The sequence below is a fragment of the Methylococcus sp. EFPC2 genome (assembly GCF_016925495.1).
GTDB lineage: Bacteria > Pseudomonadota > Gammaproteobacteria > Methylococcales > Methylococcaceae > EFPC2.
This window is the reverse complement of sequence record NZ_CP070491.1, coordinates 1,223,190-1,238,276: the sequence shown is the minus strand read 5'-3', so window position 1 is coordinate 1,238,276 and position 15,087 is coordinate 1,223,190. Positions and strand designations below refer to the sequence as shown.

Annotated in this window: 13 protein-coding genes; 4 read left to right on the top strand and 9 right to left on the bottom strand. The window is 62.6% G+C overall.

Annotation, left to right across the window (positions count from 1 at the left end; all coding sequences use genetic code 11):
- Nucleotides 1–2 precede the first annotated feature (2 nt).
- The 6 genes from JWZ97_RS05235 to soxZ all read right to left on the bottom strand — a co-directional run bounded on the left by JWZ97_RS05235 (nucleotide 3) and on the right by soxZ (nucleotide 5,587).
- Nucleotides 3–809, bottom strand: coding sequence for an ABC transporter permease (locus tag JWZ97_RS05235; RefSeq protein WP_205433756.1), 807 nt, complete (start codon nucleotides 807–809; stop codon nucleotides 3–5).
- Nucleotides 806–1,546 (bottom strand): ABC transporter ATP-binding protein, encoded by a 741-nt coding sequence (locus tag JWZ97_RS05230; RefSeq protein WP_205433755.1) that lies wholly within the window; start codon nucleotides 1,544–1,546, stop codon nucleotides 806–808. Before JWZ97_RS05230 ends, JWZ97_RS05235 begins: the two co-directional genes overlap by 4 nt.
- 48 nt (nucleotides 1,547–1,594) lie before the next feature.
- Nucleotides 1,595–2,560, bottom strand: a complete 966-nt coding sequence (locus JWZ97_RS05225) for a PQQ-dependent catabolism-associated beta-propeller protein (RefSeq protein ID WP_205433754.1) — start codon at nucleotides 2,558–2,560, stop codon at nucleotides 1,595–1,597.
- A 149-nt stretch (nucleotides 2,561–2,709) separates the two neighbouring features.
- A complete protein-coding gene (locus JWZ97_RS05220; RefSeq protein WP_205433753.1) occupies nucleotides 2,710–3,939 on the bottom strand; it encodes an ABC transporter substrate-binding protein in 1,230 nt (409 codons plus the stop codon).
- Between the two features lie 247 nt (nucleotides 3,940–4,186).
- Nucleotides 4,187–5,077 carry a GGDEF domain-containing protein gene (locus tag JWZ97_RS05215; RefSeq protein WP_205433752.1) on the bottom strand — a complete coding sequence of 297 codons (891 nt, stop codon included), beginning with the start codon at nucleotides 5,075–5,077 and terminating at the stop codon, nucleotides 4,187–4,189.
- 198 nt (nucleotides 5,078–5,275) lie between these two features.
- Nucleotides 5,276–5,587 carry a thiosulfate oxidation carrier complex protein SoxZ gene (soxZ, locus tag JWZ97_RS05210; protein ID WP_205433751.1) on the bottom strand — a complete coding sequence of 104 codons (312 nt, stop codon included), beginning with the start codon at nucleotides 5,585–5,587 and terminating at the stop codon, nucleotides 5,276–5,278.
- A gap of 83 nt (nucleotides 5,588–5,670) precedes the next feature.
- Between soxZ and soxY the strand changes: the two genes are divergently transcribed.
- Nucleotides 5,671–6,135 (top strand): thiosulfate oxidation carrier protein SoxY, encoded by a 465-nt coding sequence (gene soxY, locus JWZ97_RS05205; RefSeq protein ID WP_205433750.1) that lies wholly within the window; start codon nucleotides 5,671–5,673, stop codon nucleotides 6,133–6,135.
- A gap of 275 nt (nucleotides 6,136–6,410) precedes the next feature.
- Complete coding sequence (gene glgX, locus JWZ97_RS05200; protein WP_240342492.1) at nucleotides 6,411–8,480, top strand: glycogen debranching protein GlgX; 2,070 nt, start codon at nucleotides 6,411–6,413, stop codon at nucleotides 8,478–8,480.
- Between the two features lie 21 nt (nucleotides 8,481–8,501).
- Here the strand turns inward: glgX and JWZ97_RS05195 are convergent, their stop codons facing one another.
- The 3 genes from JWZ97_RS05195 to JWZ97_RS05185 all read right to left on the bottom strand — a co-directional run bounded on the left by JWZ97_RS05195 (nucleotide 8,502) and on the right by JWZ97_RS05185 (nucleotide 12,995).
- The gene (locus JWZ97_RS05195) at nucleotides 8,502–10,721 is read right to left on the bottom strand and encodes a heavy metal translocating P-type ATPase (protein ID WP_205433748.1); all 2,220 of its coding nucleotides are present in this window, start codon (nucleotides 10,719–10,721) and stop codon (nucleotides 8,502–8,504) included.
- A gap of 142 nt (nucleotides 10,722–10,863) precedes the next feature.
- Nucleotides 10,864–12,258, bottom strand: a complete 1,395-nt coding sequence (locus JWZ97_RS05190) for an MFS transporter (RefSeq protein WP_371822598.1) — start codon at nucleotides 12,256–12,258, stop codon at nucleotides 10,864–10,866.
- Nucleotides 12,259–12,377: 119 nt separating this feature from the next.
- On the bottom strand, nucleotides 12,378–12,995 hold the full coding sequence (locus tag JWZ97_RS05185) for a TetR/AcrR family transcriptional regulator (protein WP_205433747.1): 618 nt from the start codon (nucleotides 12,993–12,995) through the stop codon (nucleotides 12,378–12,380).
- Nucleotides 12,996–13,075: 80 nt separating this feature from the next.
- Between JWZ97_RS05185 and JWZ97_RS05180 the strand changes: the two genes are divergently transcribed.
- Nucleotides 13,076–13,420 (top strand): DUF2782 domain-containing protein, encoded by a 345-nt coding sequence (locus JWZ97_RS05180; protein ID WP_205433746.1) that lies wholly within the window; start codon nucleotides 13,076–13,078, stop codon nucleotides 13,418–13,420.
- Nucleotides 13,421–13,507: 87 nt separating this feature from the next.
- Entirely contained in the window at nucleotides 13,508–15,085 is a 1,578-nt protein-coding gene (gene gshA, locus JWZ97_RS05175) for a glutamate--cysteine ligase (RefSeq protein ID WP_205433745.1), read from the top strand.
- The last annotated feature ends 2 nt before the right edge of the window (nucleotides 15,086–15,087 follow it).

The following is a 15,087-nucleotide window of genomic DNA, read 5'->3' as shown; positions in this document are numbered from 1 at the left end:
TCTTATAGTCCGCCGCCTTTGCGTTGCATCATGCCTTTGGAAGGATTGTAACCGACGATGGCCGCCGCCAGGAAAATGGCCAGCGCGGCCGAGGTATAAGCGCAGGCGTACGGATCGAACTGTTCGTACAAGGCGAAGCGGATCAGTTCCACCGCCTGCGAAAAGGGGTTGTAGTGGGCCAGGGCATGCAGCAGTGCGCTGGATTCCTCGATTTTCCACAGCGGATAAAGCGCCGTGGACAGGAAGAACAAAGGGAAGATGACGAAATTCATCACCCCGGCGAAGTTCTCCAGTTGCTTGATGAAGGACGACAGCAGCAGCCCGAGTGCGCCCAGCATCAGTCCGGACAACAGCAGCGCCGGCAAGAGGGTGAGATAGCCGGCTGGCGGTGCTTGCACGTCGTAGAACCAGGCGATGGCCAGAAACACGTAGGCCTGCAGGACCGAGACGAGCACCCCGGCCAGCAGCTTGGCCACCAGCAGGAACCAGCGCGGCAAGGGGCTGACCAGCAGGGTGCGCATGCTGCCCATCTCGCGGTCGTAGACCATGGACAACGAACTCTGCATGCCGTTGAAGAGCTGGATCATGCCCAGCAGGCCGGGGGTAATGTAGACCTCGTAGAGCACGTAGGTCTCGTAGGGCGGGATGATGGCAACGCCCAAAGCGGCGCGGAATCCGGCGGCGAAGATGAATAGCCAGACTAACGGACGTACCAGGGCCGAGACGAAGCGCTCGCGCTGATGGACGAAGCGGAACAGCTCACGGGCCACGATGCCTTTGAGGGCGCGAAGATAATGCAGGATGCTCATGCGACCTCCCGCGTCAGGGCTTGAAACGCGCCGGCGATGTCGTCCGCATCCGTCAGCGCCAGCACCTCCGAAACCGTACCGAGGGCACGAATGCGGCCGCGGTGCAGCATGATAAGCTTGTCGCTCGCAGCGATCTCGTCGATCAAATGGCTGGCCCAAAGCACGGCAATGGAGCGTTCCTGGCACAACGCGTGGACATAGTCGACGATGGCCCGCCTGCTGGGGACGTCGAGGCCCACCGTCGGCTCGTCGAGCAGCAGCACTTGCGGGTTGTGCAGCAAGGCGCGGGCGATCTCCACCCGCCTCCGGTGGCCGCCGTTGAGTTGACGCACCTTTTCGCCGCGCCGCTCATACATGGCTTGCCGCTCCAGTTCTTCCTGGATGCGCGCCTGGGCCTGCCTGCCGCTCAGGCCGTGCAGGGCGGCGTGATAGCGGAGGTTTTGCTCCACGCTCAGATCCAGGTCCAGTGTCGGCTGCTGAAACACCACGCCCAGCCGGCTCAGGGCGCGCAGAGACTGGCGCTTGATGTCGAAGCCGGCGATGTCGATGTGGCCGTCCGGGCTTTCGTAGAGACGGGTGATCAGGGCGAACAAGGTGCTTTTGCCGGCGCCGTTCGGCCCCAGCAAGATGGCGCATTCGCCGGGCATGACCGTAAAGCCCACGCCATCCAGGGCTTTACGGGGACCATAGGCATAACTGAGATGATTAACCGCAAGGGCCGGATGATGATGATTCATTGAAGACAGGTTCGAGCCCGCGCGAGGGTATCGCGGGCGGTTGATGGTTCAGGGTTTGACGGCCACGCCCCAAGGATATTGGCCGACGGCGACCGACTTGAGCACCTTGTGCTTTTCCAGGTCGATGATGGAAATGTCGTTGCTCACGCCGTTGGTGGTATACAGCCGTTTGTAGTCCGGCGAAAACGCCAGGTTCCACACGCGCTGCCCCACCAGCAGGTAGTCGATCACTTCCAGCTTCTGCGCGTCGATGACCGCGACGCGGTTGGCCGGCCCCAGAGCCACATAGGCGTAACGGCGTTGCGGATCAATCTGGATGCCGACCGGCTGGATCTTTTCCTGGGTGACACCGGGTATCTTGAAGCCCAGCTTTTTCACCAACTGCCGGCTGGCCGTATCGATCACCGAAAGATTCCCGGCGATTTCCGAACTGACCCATAGCTGTTGGCTGTCGGCCGTGAACGAAGCCGAGCGCGGGCGCGGGTCGACCAGGGTGTTGTCGACGATATCCAGCGTCGCGCGATCGATCCAGTGCGCCATGTTGGTGGTTTCACTGGTGCTGACGACCCAGCGCCCGTCCGGGCTGACCGCGATGCCTTCCGGCTCCACGCCGACCGGGATCTGCTTGACCTGCTTGCTCTTGGCGATGTCGATGACGGTAACTAGGTTGTCGTCCTCGTTCGAAACGTATAGACGCTCGCCGGCCGGGTCGATGGCGAAAGTCTCCGGATCCTTGTCCGAAGGCAATTTGCCGACCACTTTCAGGCTAGCGGTGTCGATCACCTGGATGGTGTTGTCGTCGCTGACCGCCACGTAGAGATGCTTGCCGTCCTTGCCCAGCACGATGCCGCGTGGACGCTTGCCGATCTTCACGGTCTTGCTCAGTTTGCCGCTGGCGCCGTCGACGACGGCCAAGGCGTTGTCCTTTTCCAAGGTGATGTAAAGCGTCTCGGCCTGGGCGGACGCGACCAAGCCGCCGGCCAAAACCAGCCATAGCGCCGGGATCATTTTCATCTAGGTTTCCTGTGACGAAGTAGGAGCGGATGCAAGGGATATCAGGCCCTTATTTCACCATATCGGCGGCGGCGGCGGGAAACCGCGTGCGCGTGCCCCGCTTCGTTTCCACGCGTTCGGGAGTTTTTCCCGAAGCGGGCGGACCGGGCTCAAGGCCTGTTACGGCATAGTGTTTCGGGCTGATCATAACCCAGGGTGTCCAGCTCGTTCTTGGGATGCAGAAAACCCTCTATGGGCGCGACCGCCACGAGGGAACGCGGGCTCGCCAGCAAAATGGGCTGGCGCAGCTGGCCGTCCCAGGCACGGAATGAGAGCGGCACGCCCTTGAAGCCCGCCAGCGAAAATTCCGCGCCGGCGAAATAAGCCTTGATCTTGTCGAAATCCACCGACCGGGTACGGCTGGCCGCCTCGCCGATCGCGCGTACCGCCAGCCAGGCCGCATAATCCTGGTCGTTCATCGTGCGTCCGGTTTGTTCCCTGAAGCGATTCTGCAACTGCAGCGCTCCCCACATCTCGTGGGTGTAGTGCCAGGCGCTGGGAACCAAGCCTTGGCTGCCGACCACCGGTCTGGGCGACCAGGTCCGGTACGGAAGGTAATCGCCAAATAAACCGGCTTCGTCGGCCACCACCAGGACGTCGTGATCGGGACCCTGGGTAAACACCGGCACCTCGGACTCCGGCGTGCGACGCTCGTCGAAGCTATGCTGCCAGGTCTTTTCCGCCACGACCTTCAACCCGAAGCGTTGCGCCGAACGCTTGATGGCCGAAGCATAGAGGCGGTCGCCCTCGCCAGGCCCCACCGCGAGGAATATTTTCTGCCAGCGTTTCTTGTTCAGATACTGGGCCAAGGCGTCGGCCAGCATGGCCCGGCTGGGCAAGAGATGAAGCAGATTCGCCGCACAGCCTTCCGAGCGCAGACTGTCGTCGGCGCTGCCGACGTTGTAGATCAACACGCCTTGAGCCTCGGGTAGACGAGACAGCTCGACGACCCGGGTGCCCGGCAAATCGACCAGGATGTGGCGATAGCCCTCCGTGACCAATTGTTTGAACGCGACCACGACGTCGCCTTCGGACGGGAGTTGTATCTCCTTGAGCGCGTAAGTCTGGCGGGTAAAACGACCCGTGGTGTTATCGTCGACGATACCCAGACGCGCGCCTTGCGCGCCCCGATCCGTCGGCGCTTGCAGATAGAACGGCAACACCGGCGAATCGGCCGGGGCTTGTGACAGGTAGGCGATGCCGAGCTTATCGGTGGAAGGTGCCGGAGTGCTAGCCGCGGGTGGTTTGCTTGCCGGCGGTTTCTTGGTGGCCGCCAAGCCGAACGGCGTGTGGATCGAGCAGAGCAGGCCAAGGATGAGATATAAGGGCGGTCTGAACATGGCGCGGTGCGTTGTGGTGGTCTACGGGGCGGGAAGTCTGCCCGATTTTTGCCGGCGGAGGGAACCCGGGCGATCGGTCTGGCCGAAGACTGTAACGGTAACATAACGGTATCCGCCGTCGATCGCCAAACTCATGTCGGGCTCAGAACCAAGCTCCCCGCACATCCGTCCCTCCGCCGCCCGGCCAGGTCCATCGACGGTGCAGGCGGCGAGCAACCTAGCCGGCGCTTACCTCGACGGGGTCGTTCTAGGAGACCGCGACCCGATTACGCCCCATGCTCTTGGCCTTGTACATCGCCTGATCCGCGCGCTTCAGCAAGTCGTCCTGGCCCTCCCCTGCCGTCAGCGTTGCGACGCCCATACTCGCGGTGAGCCGCAGAGGCGGCTGCGTACCGACACGTACCAGAGTGCTTTCCAGCGACGACCGTATACGTTCGGCCAGCAGCGCCGCCCCGTCTTCCGCCGTGTTGCTGAGCAGGATGACGAATTCCTCCCCGCCGTAGCGGAACACGATGTCGCTGTCACGCACCGAATCCTTGATCGCGCCGGCAATGGCTTTCAGGACGGCGTCGCCGGCGTCGTGGCCGTGGTTATCGTTGACCGACTTGAAATGATCGATATCCAGCATGATGACCGACAAGGGCGAACCATGGCGGGAGGCGAGCTTCCATTCCCGGCGAAAGGTGCCCAGCAGCGCCGTCCGGTTACGGGTATTGGTGAGAGGGTCCACATAGGCGGACTGTAAGGCTTGACGATAGAGCAAAGCGTTGCGTAGCGGATACAGTATCCGGCACAAATAGGCCTCGATCGTCGCCAATTCCGTTTCGCTGTAGCGTTTCGCCCGCGCCAGCCGAATCTCGCCCAGCACGTCGTTTTCGAGCGTCAGGGTATACGCACAGGTATGCCGCCCTCCTTTGCCGGCGCGCCATTCCAGGTCCACGATCTTGCCGAAGAAAACATAGCTGTCGTGCGCCACGGCCGGCTGCAGATGTATGCTGAACAGATCGAGCAATTCATCCACCTGTAAGGTGGTCTGCAAAGCCAGCGTCATCTCATGCAAGGGATGGTCCAGCAGCTCGATTTTCTTTTCCGTCCTTATGTGGGAGAGCACCGCCAGATTGCCGTTTTTGGAGTTCATGTTCTTCTCGCGTCTGAGGGTCGGCTGGAGCCGTCACCTACTCTCAAGCGAATTTTGTGCCATAACAAAAACTATGAAATATCATTAGGATAATTCAAACTGGACCCGGCCCCGATCACGATTTGCCGGAAATTTGACTGCCGGCGGTGAATTTTTGCCGGCTGAAGCCAGGCCACTCGCGCGCTTCCCCAAGCCGAGTCAAGGTATGAGGGCTTGCTCGCTGTCGGCATTCCCCAAATTGTCCACCCAGCTGACCTTGACGGTCTCGCCGCTGAGCCCGCCCCGGAGCCGAACCGAAAGGTAGGGATCGCGGGAAACCGCCGTGCTGAACGTGCAGTCGGCGACGACGCGGCCCGCATGCTCGATTTTCACCGTACGGATGAAATGGGCGGGAACGGGCAGGCCGGTATCCTGATCGCGCCTGCGGCCGGTTTCCATCGGATGGCTGATCAGCAAGCGTATGAGCACCCCCGCATCGAGGCGTTTAATACGTATTTTTATACTGGACATAAACTCCCGCGCACCGATAATGGTTGAGCGCCCCAAGGCAGGTTAGCGGCCCGTGGCCAGGTACACAAGCGGAGACGATCTTCATGAGATTCACACGGCGAAGGTTTCTGGACAACGCCTGCAAATGCTTGGCCTTGGCCGGCGTGACCGGCGTTCCGGCCGGCTGGGCTGCCACGCGCGCAATCATCGGGAAGCCGCAAATCCCGTCCGCCGATCTCGAGGCGGCGTTCGCCCTGGAAACCGGCGGGCAGGCCTTGGTCGAAAGCGAACGCATCGTTCTGGATGCACCGGAAGTCGCCGAGAACGGCGCCATCGTTCCTCTCAGCGTGGAAACCTCCCTCCCGGACGTCAGATCCCTGGCCCTGTTCGTCGAAAAGAATCCCGCGCCCCTGGCCGCACGATTCGAGATAACGCCGGAGCTGGATCCCTTCGTATCCTTGCGCATCAAGATGAACGAAAGCTGCGACGTGATCGCGGTGATTCGTTCCGCTGACAAATACTACGCAACACGCAGAAAAGTCAGAGTGGTAATCGGCGGTTGCGGCTGACTCCGATCCCCATGCCTGTAGCGCATCCCCACCGTCTAGGGTACGACCGCCGTTTCCGGCGTACGCCCGCTTAATCATAAGCCACGGGATTGGTACAATTCTTACCGAGCCATTTACTTCAGCGCGCGTGCAGGGCGGCTCTTACCATATTCCTGCCGCGATCGAGTACGCGGAATATGAGGATGTGCGGCTCGGGCAAGGATTCTTACGGTCGCTTGCCGAATTCGGCTATGGCGCCGGAAAACGGCGTACCCCTGAATGACGACATAGCCACCATGAAACCTCAGTTCACCATTACCAGCGGCTCTCCCATCCCTCACGGCGTCTATCTATACAAGGGCGGCATCAACTTCACCTTGTTCAGCCGGCACGCGACCCGCGTGTCTCTCTTGCTGTTCGCTTCGCCGGCCGACACCGCCCCATGCCAGGTTATCGAACTGGACCCGCGCCATCACCGTACTGGCGACATCTGGCACGTGTGCGTCCAGGGCGCCAGCCGCGGCCAAGCCTACGCCTACAAGGTCGATGGACCGCACGAACCCAGCAAGGGGCATCGGTTCGCACCGCACCTGACCCTACTGGACCCCTACTCCACGGCCTTGAGCAGCCCGGAAGACTGGGACTTCTCGGCCAACTGCCTGGACTCGGAAGAAGACTCCGGCACCGTCGCCAAGGGCCTGGTCATCGCCAACGGCTTCGACTGGGAGGAAGACCGCCCGCTCAAACGCCCCTGGTCGGAACTGGTCATCTACGAAACCCATGTCCGCGGTCTGACCCTACATCCGTCCTCGCGGGTACGGGAGCCCGGCACCTTTTTGGGTCTGATCGAAAAAATCCCTTATTTCAAGGAACTGGGGATCAATGCGCTCGAATTGATGCCCTTGCAGGCCTTCAACCCCCGCGAGCTCACCGCGACGGATCCATTCACCGGCGAGCAACTGGTGAATTACTGGGGATACAACACCATCGGATTTTTCGCTCCCCACGAGGGTTACGGCAGCCGGCGTTATCCCGGTTGTCAGGTGGACGAATTCAGGACTATGGTGAAAGCACTGCACGATGCCGGCATCGAAGTGTTGCTGGACGTGGTCTTCAATCACACGGCGGAAGGCGACGAAACCGGCCCGACCCTCAACTTCCGGGGTCTGGACAACAGCATCTACTACCTGCTGGAAGAAGACAAAAAGCGCTACAAGAATTATTCGGGCTGCGGCAACACGCTCAACTGCAACCACCCGGTGGTGCGCAACTACATACTCGATTGCCTGCGCTACTGGGTGGTCGAGATGCATGTGGACGGTTTCCGCTTCGACCTGGCCTCGATACTCGGCCGCGACCGCAGCGGTCAGCTGCTGGCCAACCCGCCGTTGCTGGAGTCGATCGCGGAAGACCCCATCCTGCGCGAGGTCAAGCTCATCGCCGAGGCCTGGGACGCCGGTGGTGCCTTCCTGGTGGGGCGCTTTCCGGGCGAACGTTGGTCGGAATGGAACGGCCATTTCCGCGACGACGTGCGCCGCTACTGGCGGGGAGACCAGGGGCTGGCAGGCGCCATTGCCAGCCGGCTGTGCGGCAGCGCCGATGTCTACGAACATAGCGGCAAGGCGCCGATCAACAGCGTCAATTTCGTCACCTGCCACGACGGCTTCACCCTGAACGACCTGGTCAGCTATCAGTACAAACACAACCTGGCCAACGGGGAAGAAAACCGCGACGGCTCGGACGATAACCACAGTGCCAACCACGGTTGGGAAGGTCCCACCGACAACCCGGAGATCAACCGCCTGCGTTTGAAGCAACGCAAAAACATGCTCGCGACGCTTTTCCTCTCGCGCGGCGTGCCCATGCTGCTGGGCGGCGACGAATTCGGCCGGACCCAGCGGGGCAACAACAATGCCTATTGCCAGGACAACGAGATTTCCTGGTTCGACTGGTCGCTGCTGGATCGGAACCGCGAGCTGTTCGACTTCACCCGCGGGCTCATCGCCTTTCGCAGCAAGCACAAGCTGCTTTCACGCGAGCAGTTTTACCGCGCCGACGAGATCACCTGGTTCAGTCCGACGGGCCATGTGCCGGACTGGAGCGAGGAATCCGCCCTGGGATGCCACATCCACACCGGTCAGGCAGACGACGCCCAGATCTGCCTGCTTATCAACCCTAACGCCCATAACGTCGATTTTCCGCTTCCCGCAACACCGCGCGACCATGTCTGGCACAAAGCAATCGACACCAGCGCCGCCGCGGGGGACGACCTGTACGTCCACACCCCGGGACGTCCGCTATTGGGGCAACATTCCGTCGTAGTGCAAAGTCACACCCTGACCGTATTGCTGGCCGCCCGACTCTGAGCGCGCCGGTTTGCCGGCCGCTCAGAGGCTGCGCAGCCGATTGGCATTGCTCACCACGGTCACCGAGGACAAGGCCATGGCCGCGCCGGCTATCATGGGATTGAGCAGCAAGCCGAAGGCGGGATAAAGCAGGCCGGCGGCGACCGGTATGCTCAAGGTGTTGTAAATGAATGCGCCGAACAGATTTTGTTTGATGTTGCGCACCGTCGCCTTCGACAGCGCCATGGTATCCGTCACCTTGTGCAGTGAACCGCGCATGATGACGACATCGCCGCTCTCGATGGCGATGTCGGATCCGGCGCCGATGGCGAAGCCCACGTCGGCCTGGGCCAGGGCCGGCGCGTCGTTGATGCCGTCGCCCACCATGCCCACGACCTCGCCCTGAGCCTGCAGGGCGCGCACGACCTCGGCCTTGTCCTGCGGCAACACCTGCGCCCTGACCTCGGTTATGCCCGCCTCGCGGGCGATGGCCCTGGCGGTGATTTCATTGTCGCCGGTCACCATCAGCACCCGAACGCCTTGTTCGAGCAAACGGGCGACCGCGGCGCGCGAGTCGGCCTTGATCGGATCGGCGATGGCTATAATGCCCACGGCCTGGTCGTCGATCGCCAGCAAGACCGGCGTCTGCCCCCCTGCCGCCAGTTCGTCGATGCGGCCGTCCAGCGCGCCCGCCGCCACGCCGGCTTCCGCCAGATAGGCCCGGTTGCCCAAGCGCACGCTGTGGCCGTCGATACGACCGTACACTCCGCGCCCCGCCACCGCCTGGAAGTCTTCCACCGATTTGAGCGCCAAGCCCCGGGTTTCGATCTCGGACAGGATGGCACCCGCCAGCGGATGCTCGGAGCCCGATTCCAGACTGCCGGCCAATACCAGCACCTCGTCATCGTTCAGGCCTTGCCCGGCGACCACCGTCGCCACGCGCGGGCGGCCCTCGGTGACCGTGCCGGTCTTGTCCAACACCACGCAGGTCAGGCGGCCGGCGGCCTGCAAGGCATCGCCGTTGCGTATCAGTATGCCTTTCTGCGCCGCGCGCCCCACCGCGACCATGACCGAAATGGGCGTGGCCAAACCCAGGGCGCAGGGACAGGCGATGACCAGCACAGTCATCGCAGTGACGAAGGCATAGCCCAAGGCCGGCGTGGGCCCGAAAACCCACCACACCAGAAAGGTGAAAGCCGAGATTGCCACCACGACGGGCACGAAGACCGCCGCGACCCTGTCCGCCAACCTCGCGATGGCGGGCTTGCTGGACTGCGCCTGACGCACACTGGCGATGATATGGGCCAGGACGGTGTCGCGTCCTATGCGGGTCGCCTTGAACAGAAAGGTGCCGGACTGGTTGAGCGTGCCGGCGATGACCTCGTCGCCCACACTTTTTTCCACCGGTATGGACTCGCCGGTCAGCATCGCTTCATCGATGCTGGAATGCCCTTCCAACACCGTGCCGTCCACCGGGACTTTCTCGCCCGGCCGCACGCGCAGGGTTTCCTCCAGACCGATGTCGGCGATGGGCACGTCCAGTTCCCGGCCATCGCGTACCACGCGGGCGGTGCGCGGCTGCAGCCCGATCAACTGGCGGATGGCCGACGACGTCTTGCCGCGGGCGCGCATTTCCAGTGCCGATCCCAGATTGATGAAGGCCAATATGACGGCGGCCGCCTCGAAATAGGCGTGCTGGGACCCGGCGGGGAGTATGGACGAGAAATCGATGGCCACCGTCGAATAAAACCATGCGGCGCCCGTGCCCAGGGCGATGAGCGTATCCATGTTGGCCTGCCGCAGCCTGAGCAGCTTGATCGCGCCGCTGTAGAAATGCCCGCCGGCGTAATACAGCACCGCCAGCGTCAGCAGCGACACCACGGACCAGAACCGGCTGCCGGACGCGCTACCCAGGAGCGGAAACCAGCCCAGGTGCGCACCCAGCATCAGCGGCAAACCCAGCGCGCCGGCGACGCCCGCCTTGTTCAGCAGCACGCGATAGCGCTTCTCTTCCTGCTCTTCCTGCCCGCTCAAGTCTTCCAGTCCCTCCATGACGGCGGCATCATAGCCGGCCTCCTGCACCGCCTTCTTCAACGACTCGGGTTCGACGCTACCCTGAACCAGCGCGGTATGGTCGGCGAAGTTCACGTCCGCCGAAATCACTCCCGGCACCTCGCGCAAGGCCGTTTCCACCGCAGAAACGCAGCCGGCGCAACGCATGCCCAACACCGAAAGACGGATCGAGGTTGCTTGCTCGTTCATGGGTACACTCGTTCGATAGCCTGCAAAATGCCCAACCGGATTATCCGCAAGCAGCTCGCTCGCGGAAGCACCCATCGGGGCCGCTTGAAATAGTTAGAACCGCAAGCGGCGAAGAGGTTCGCGCGCCGGCGCGGCGACCGAGCTAGGCTGCCTCGGCGGGCGCCAGCAGGAGTTCCAGCGCGGAACGGTCCAGCAACTGCTTGTCGGCTTTGATATAGGCCACGCCGTCTTCGGCCACCACGACCGCTTCGGCCACCCCGGCGACGCCCAGCAACTGCTCGGACAACAGGCGGGCCTGATCCTCCGCCATGGCACCGACCCGCACCAGCAGCGTGCTGACATGGCGCGGCGCCCGCATGCCAGAAGCCAGCACCAGCCAGAGGCCGGCGACCGCCGCACCCAGTATGAATACCGCGTTCAGGCCGTAATGACCGTATATCCAGCCCCCGGAGGTTCCGCCGACGAAAGCGCCGAGAAACTGGGCTGTGGAGTAAACCCCCATGGCGGTCCCCTTCAGATCGGCCGGTGCGACCTTGGATATCATCGACGGCAAGGTCGCTTCCAGCAAATTGAAGCCGGTGAAAAACACGAAGAGCAGGAAGCCTATCCCGAACAGGCTGTCGTCCAGCACCACCAGGCCCGCTTCGGCCACAGCGATCAGGCCGATGAAGCTCAGGAATACCGCCTTCATCTTGCGCTTCTTTTCCGCCATGACGACGAAAGGCACCATGGCCAGCAAGGATAAGACGAATACCGGCAGATACAGATAACCGTGCTGCGGCGTTTCCAGATGCACGAAATCGCGCAACACCAGCGGCAAAACCACGAAGGTGGCCGTGAGTATCAGATGCAGGGAGAAGATGCCGAAATCCAGCCGCAGCAGTTCCGGCTCACGCAGCACCGTCAAGAACTGCGCCGGCAGCGCCTGGGTATCGCGATGAAAAACGCTCTCGGCCGGATTGGGCACCACCCAGTACAGTACGGCCAAACCCGAAAGCGCCAGGGCGCCGATCAACCAGAACAAGCCTTGCACGCCGATCCAGCCGGTGATGATGGGCCCGGCCACCATGGAAACCGCGAACGAGATGCCTATGCTGACGCCGATCAGCGCCATGGCCTTGACGCGGTGTTCCTCGCGGGTCAGATCGGCCGCCAAGGCCATCACGACGGCCGCGACCGCACCGGCGCCCTGGATGGATCGGCCGGCGATCACGCCGTAAATGGAATCGGCCAAGGCGGCGACCACGCTGCCGCCGGCAAACATCAGCAAACCGAAGGCGATGACCGGTTTCCGGCCCACCCGGTCCGACCACATGCCGAACGGGATGCCGAAGATCGCTTGGGTCAGGCCGTAGGCGCTGATCGCCAGGCCAATCAACAACGGCGTCGAACCGGCCAGGTCGCGGGCGTAGAGCGAGAACACCGGCAGTATCATGAACAGCCCCAACATGCGCAGCATATAGATCCCGGCCAGCGACAAGCTGGCGCGCAGTTCGGCGCGCGTCATGGGGGTATCGATTTCCAAGGCCGGCTTCAAGACAGCTACTCCTTAAATTTGTGTTGAGGCGTTTATGGTATCAGTTGGAGGCCGGCTACGCCTGAGCGGCGGAGCGACCTTGAGTTAACAGGCTGTTGCCCCGCAACCTGGCGAGCGGATCAGACGAGAGGCTCGAGAGGGCGGGCCCAGCCGGCGAGGAAACAGGCTATCAGGGTTTCCGCCAGTTTTTCCACATGGTCGGAGCCCGCCACTTCGAGGCTCTCCGTCGCCGCCAGGGTGCAGATGCCGTGCACGCCGCTCCACAGAGCGCGGGCGGCGAGGCGCACGTCTTCCTCGCTTTGCCGGCCGTCGAGCCGTCGCAATTGTATTTCGACCCGTTCGAACAAGGCCCGGACCTGGCCGCGGTACGATTCCGGCAAATTGTCCATTTCCTGGTCACGGCGGCGGAACAGCAGCGCCCAGCGCGCCGGATGGCGGGCCGCGTAGCGCAGATAGGCCCGCCCCAGGGCCACGATGCGACCGGTCGGCGCGGCATCGCGTTCCGCCGACGCGTCCAGTTCCCGGCCCAGACGCGCCAGGGTGCGAGCGTTCAGCTGCACGAACAGATCGTCCAGATTGGTGAACACCAGATACAGGCTGCCTGCGGTGTAACCGATCTCGCCGGCGATCCGGCGAGCGGTCAGCGCTTCCACCCCGTCTCTTTCCACGATGCTTTCCGCAGCGTCGAGCGCCAAGTCGCGCAACTCGTCGCGGCTGTGATCGCTACGCCGGGCCATGAGCGGCCGGGCATGATGGCGTGTTCTGTAATATCATGAGGAGGTCATCAACCCGTCCGCAAACCGAGGGAGCGTTCAACATGTCACGCATTATCGCATCGTTGCTGTTGGTTTATGCCGCCCAGGCCGGCGCAGTGGAAAAATCCCCCGCAGACCGGCTGGAGCCGCTGCCGGAAGTCCCCGATCTGCCGCCGCAGGTGCAAAGCGGCGAGAATATGGAGCCGGACGTGACCATTATCCGCAAGGGCAAGGATCTCATCGAGGAATACCGCGTCCATGGCCATCTCTATATGGTGAAGATCAAGCCCAGCATCGGCCCGGCCTATTACCTCGTCGACACCGACGGCGACGGCAACCTGGAAACGCGCCGGCGTGACGTCGAAAAACAGATGCAAGTGCCGCAATGGGTCCTGTTCAGTTGGTAGCGCTCCTGCCGGCGACGGCGCCCTCCGCCTTGTTATAATCGCCCGCCCGGAACCCCGCCCCGTCACAGCGACTCGGATTTTTATCACTTGAACATCAACATCGATCACCGCCTGGGCCTGTTAGCCCAGGCCGGACAACTGCATTTATTGAACGGTGGACTGAAGGGGTTGGAAAAGGAGAGCCTGCGCATTACGCCCGAAGGTCGCGTCGCCCAGACCCCTCATCCGCACGATCTGGGCGCGGCCCTCACTCATCCGTGGATCACCACCGACTATTCGGAAGCGCTGATCGAGCTGATCACCCCCCCCTTCGCCGACGCGGCCGACACGCTGGACTTCATGGCCGAACTGCACCGCTTCGTCTACCGCCACATCGGCGACGAAAGCCTGCTGGCCACGTCCATGCCCTGCGAAATCGACGGCGATGCCAGCATACCGATCGCCGAATACGGCCGCTCCAACATCGGCAAACTGAAACGCGTCTACCGGCAGGGCCTGCAATGGCGCTACGGGCGGGCCATGCAGGCGATCGCCGGCATCCATTTCAACTATTCGGTCAACGAAGCGCTCTGGCCGGCACTGCGCGAAGCCCTCGGAATCAAACAATCGCTGGAGCATTTCGTTTCCGACCAGTATTTCGGCCTGATCCGCAACATACACCGGCACGGCTGGTTGATACTCTACCTGTACGGCGCCTCGCCGGCCTTCTGCGCGTCCTTCTTCAAGGGACGTGAAACCCTGGCCCAGGGCTTTCCCACCCTCGGTCCGGCCACGCTCTTCCGGCCCCATGCCACCTCGCTACGCATGAGCGACATCGGCTACCGCAACGACAGCCAGGCCGGCCTGGAAATCTGCTTCAACCACCTGGAGGCCTATGTCGCCAGCCTGAGCCGGGCGATCCACACGCCCTACCCCGCTTACGAAAAGATCGGCGTGAAAGTCGACGGCGAATACCGCCAGCTCAACGGCAACATTCTGCAGATCGAGAACGAATATTACAGCCCGGTGAGGCCCAAGCAGATCGCGCTGTCCGGCGAGAAACCCACGGCCGCCTTGCGGCGGCGCGGCATACGCTACGTCGAACTGCGCTCGGTCGACCTCGATTGCTACGCGCCGGCCGGCGCCAGCGCCGACCAGTTGCGCCTGCTGGAAGTGTTCCTGCTGACCTGTTTGCTCCTCGAAAGCCCAGCGCTGAGCCATGAAGAAAAGTCCGTCTGCGACCGTAACGCCCTCTCGGTCGCCTGCTGTGGACGCACCCCCGGCTTCACCCTGCAGCGGCGCGGCGGCCCGGTGGGCTTGAAAAGCTGGGCCGGGGAGCTCGCCGCGGCGATGACGGCCGTAGCCCATGCCATGGACGACGGCAAGGACACCAAGCCCTATGTAGACAGCCTGCGCCGGCTGAACGAGGTGCTGGCCGACGACGAAAACACCCCGTCGGCGCGGGTGCTGGCGGATTTGCAGCGGGAAAAACTGTCGTTCGGCGAATACGCGCTGAATCTGTCCAAGGGACACGCCGCAGGCTTTCGCGCCCAGGTGCCCCGCGACGAATTCTGCGAGAAGCTCCGGCAAGAAGCGCGGGAATCATGGGACGAGCAAGCCCGCATCGAGGCCGCGGACGACGTGGATTTCGACACATTTCTGCACCGCTATCTCGCGCAACCTTAAGA

Bases quoted from the DNA above. Each gene is read 5' to 3' on its own strand.
- JWZ97_RS05235 (WP_205433756.1), bottom strand. From the start codon at position 809: ATGAGCATCCTGCATTATCTTCGCGCCCTCAAAGGCATCGTGGCCCGT.
- JWZ97_RS05230 (WP_205433755.1), bottom strand. From the start codon at position 1,546: ATGAATCATCATCATCCGGCCCTTGCGGTTAATCATCTCAGTTATGCC.
- JWZ97_RS05225 (WP_205433754.1), bottom strand. From the start codon at position 2,560: ATGAAAATGATCCCGGCGCTATGGCTGGTTTTGGCCGGCGGCTTGGTC.
- JWZ97_RS05220 (WP_205433753.1), bottom strand. From the start codon at position 3,939: ATGTTCAGACCGCCCTTATATCTCATCCTTGGCCTGCTCTGCTCGATC.
- JWZ97_RS05215 (WP_205433752.1), bottom strand. From the start codon at position 5,077: ATGAACTCCAAAAACGGCAATCTGGCGGTGCTCTCCCACATAAGGACG.
- soxZ (WP_205433751.1), bottom strand. From the start codon at position 5,587: ATGTCCAGTATAAAAATACGTATTAAACGCCTCGATGCGGGGGTGCTC.
- soxY (WP_205433750.1), top strand. From the start codon at position 5,671: ATGAGATTCACACGGCGAAGGTTTCTGGACAACGCCTGCAAATGCTTG.
- glgX (WP_240342492.1), top strand. From the start codon at position 6,411: ATGAAACCTCAGTTCACCATTACCAGCGGCTCTCCCATCCCTCACGGC.
- JWZ97_RS05195 (WP_205433748.1), bottom strand. From the start codon at position 10,721: ATGAACGAGCAAGCAACCTCGATCCGTCTTTCGGTGTTGGGCATGCGT.
- JWZ97_RS05185 (WP_205433747.1), bottom strand. From the start codon at position 12,995: ATGGCCCGGCGTAGCGATCACAGCCGCGACGAGTTGCGCGACTTGGCG.
- JWZ97_RS05180 (WP_205433746.1), top strand. From the start codon at position 13,076: ATGTCACGCATTATCGCATCGTTGCTGTTGGTTTATGCCGCCCAGGCC.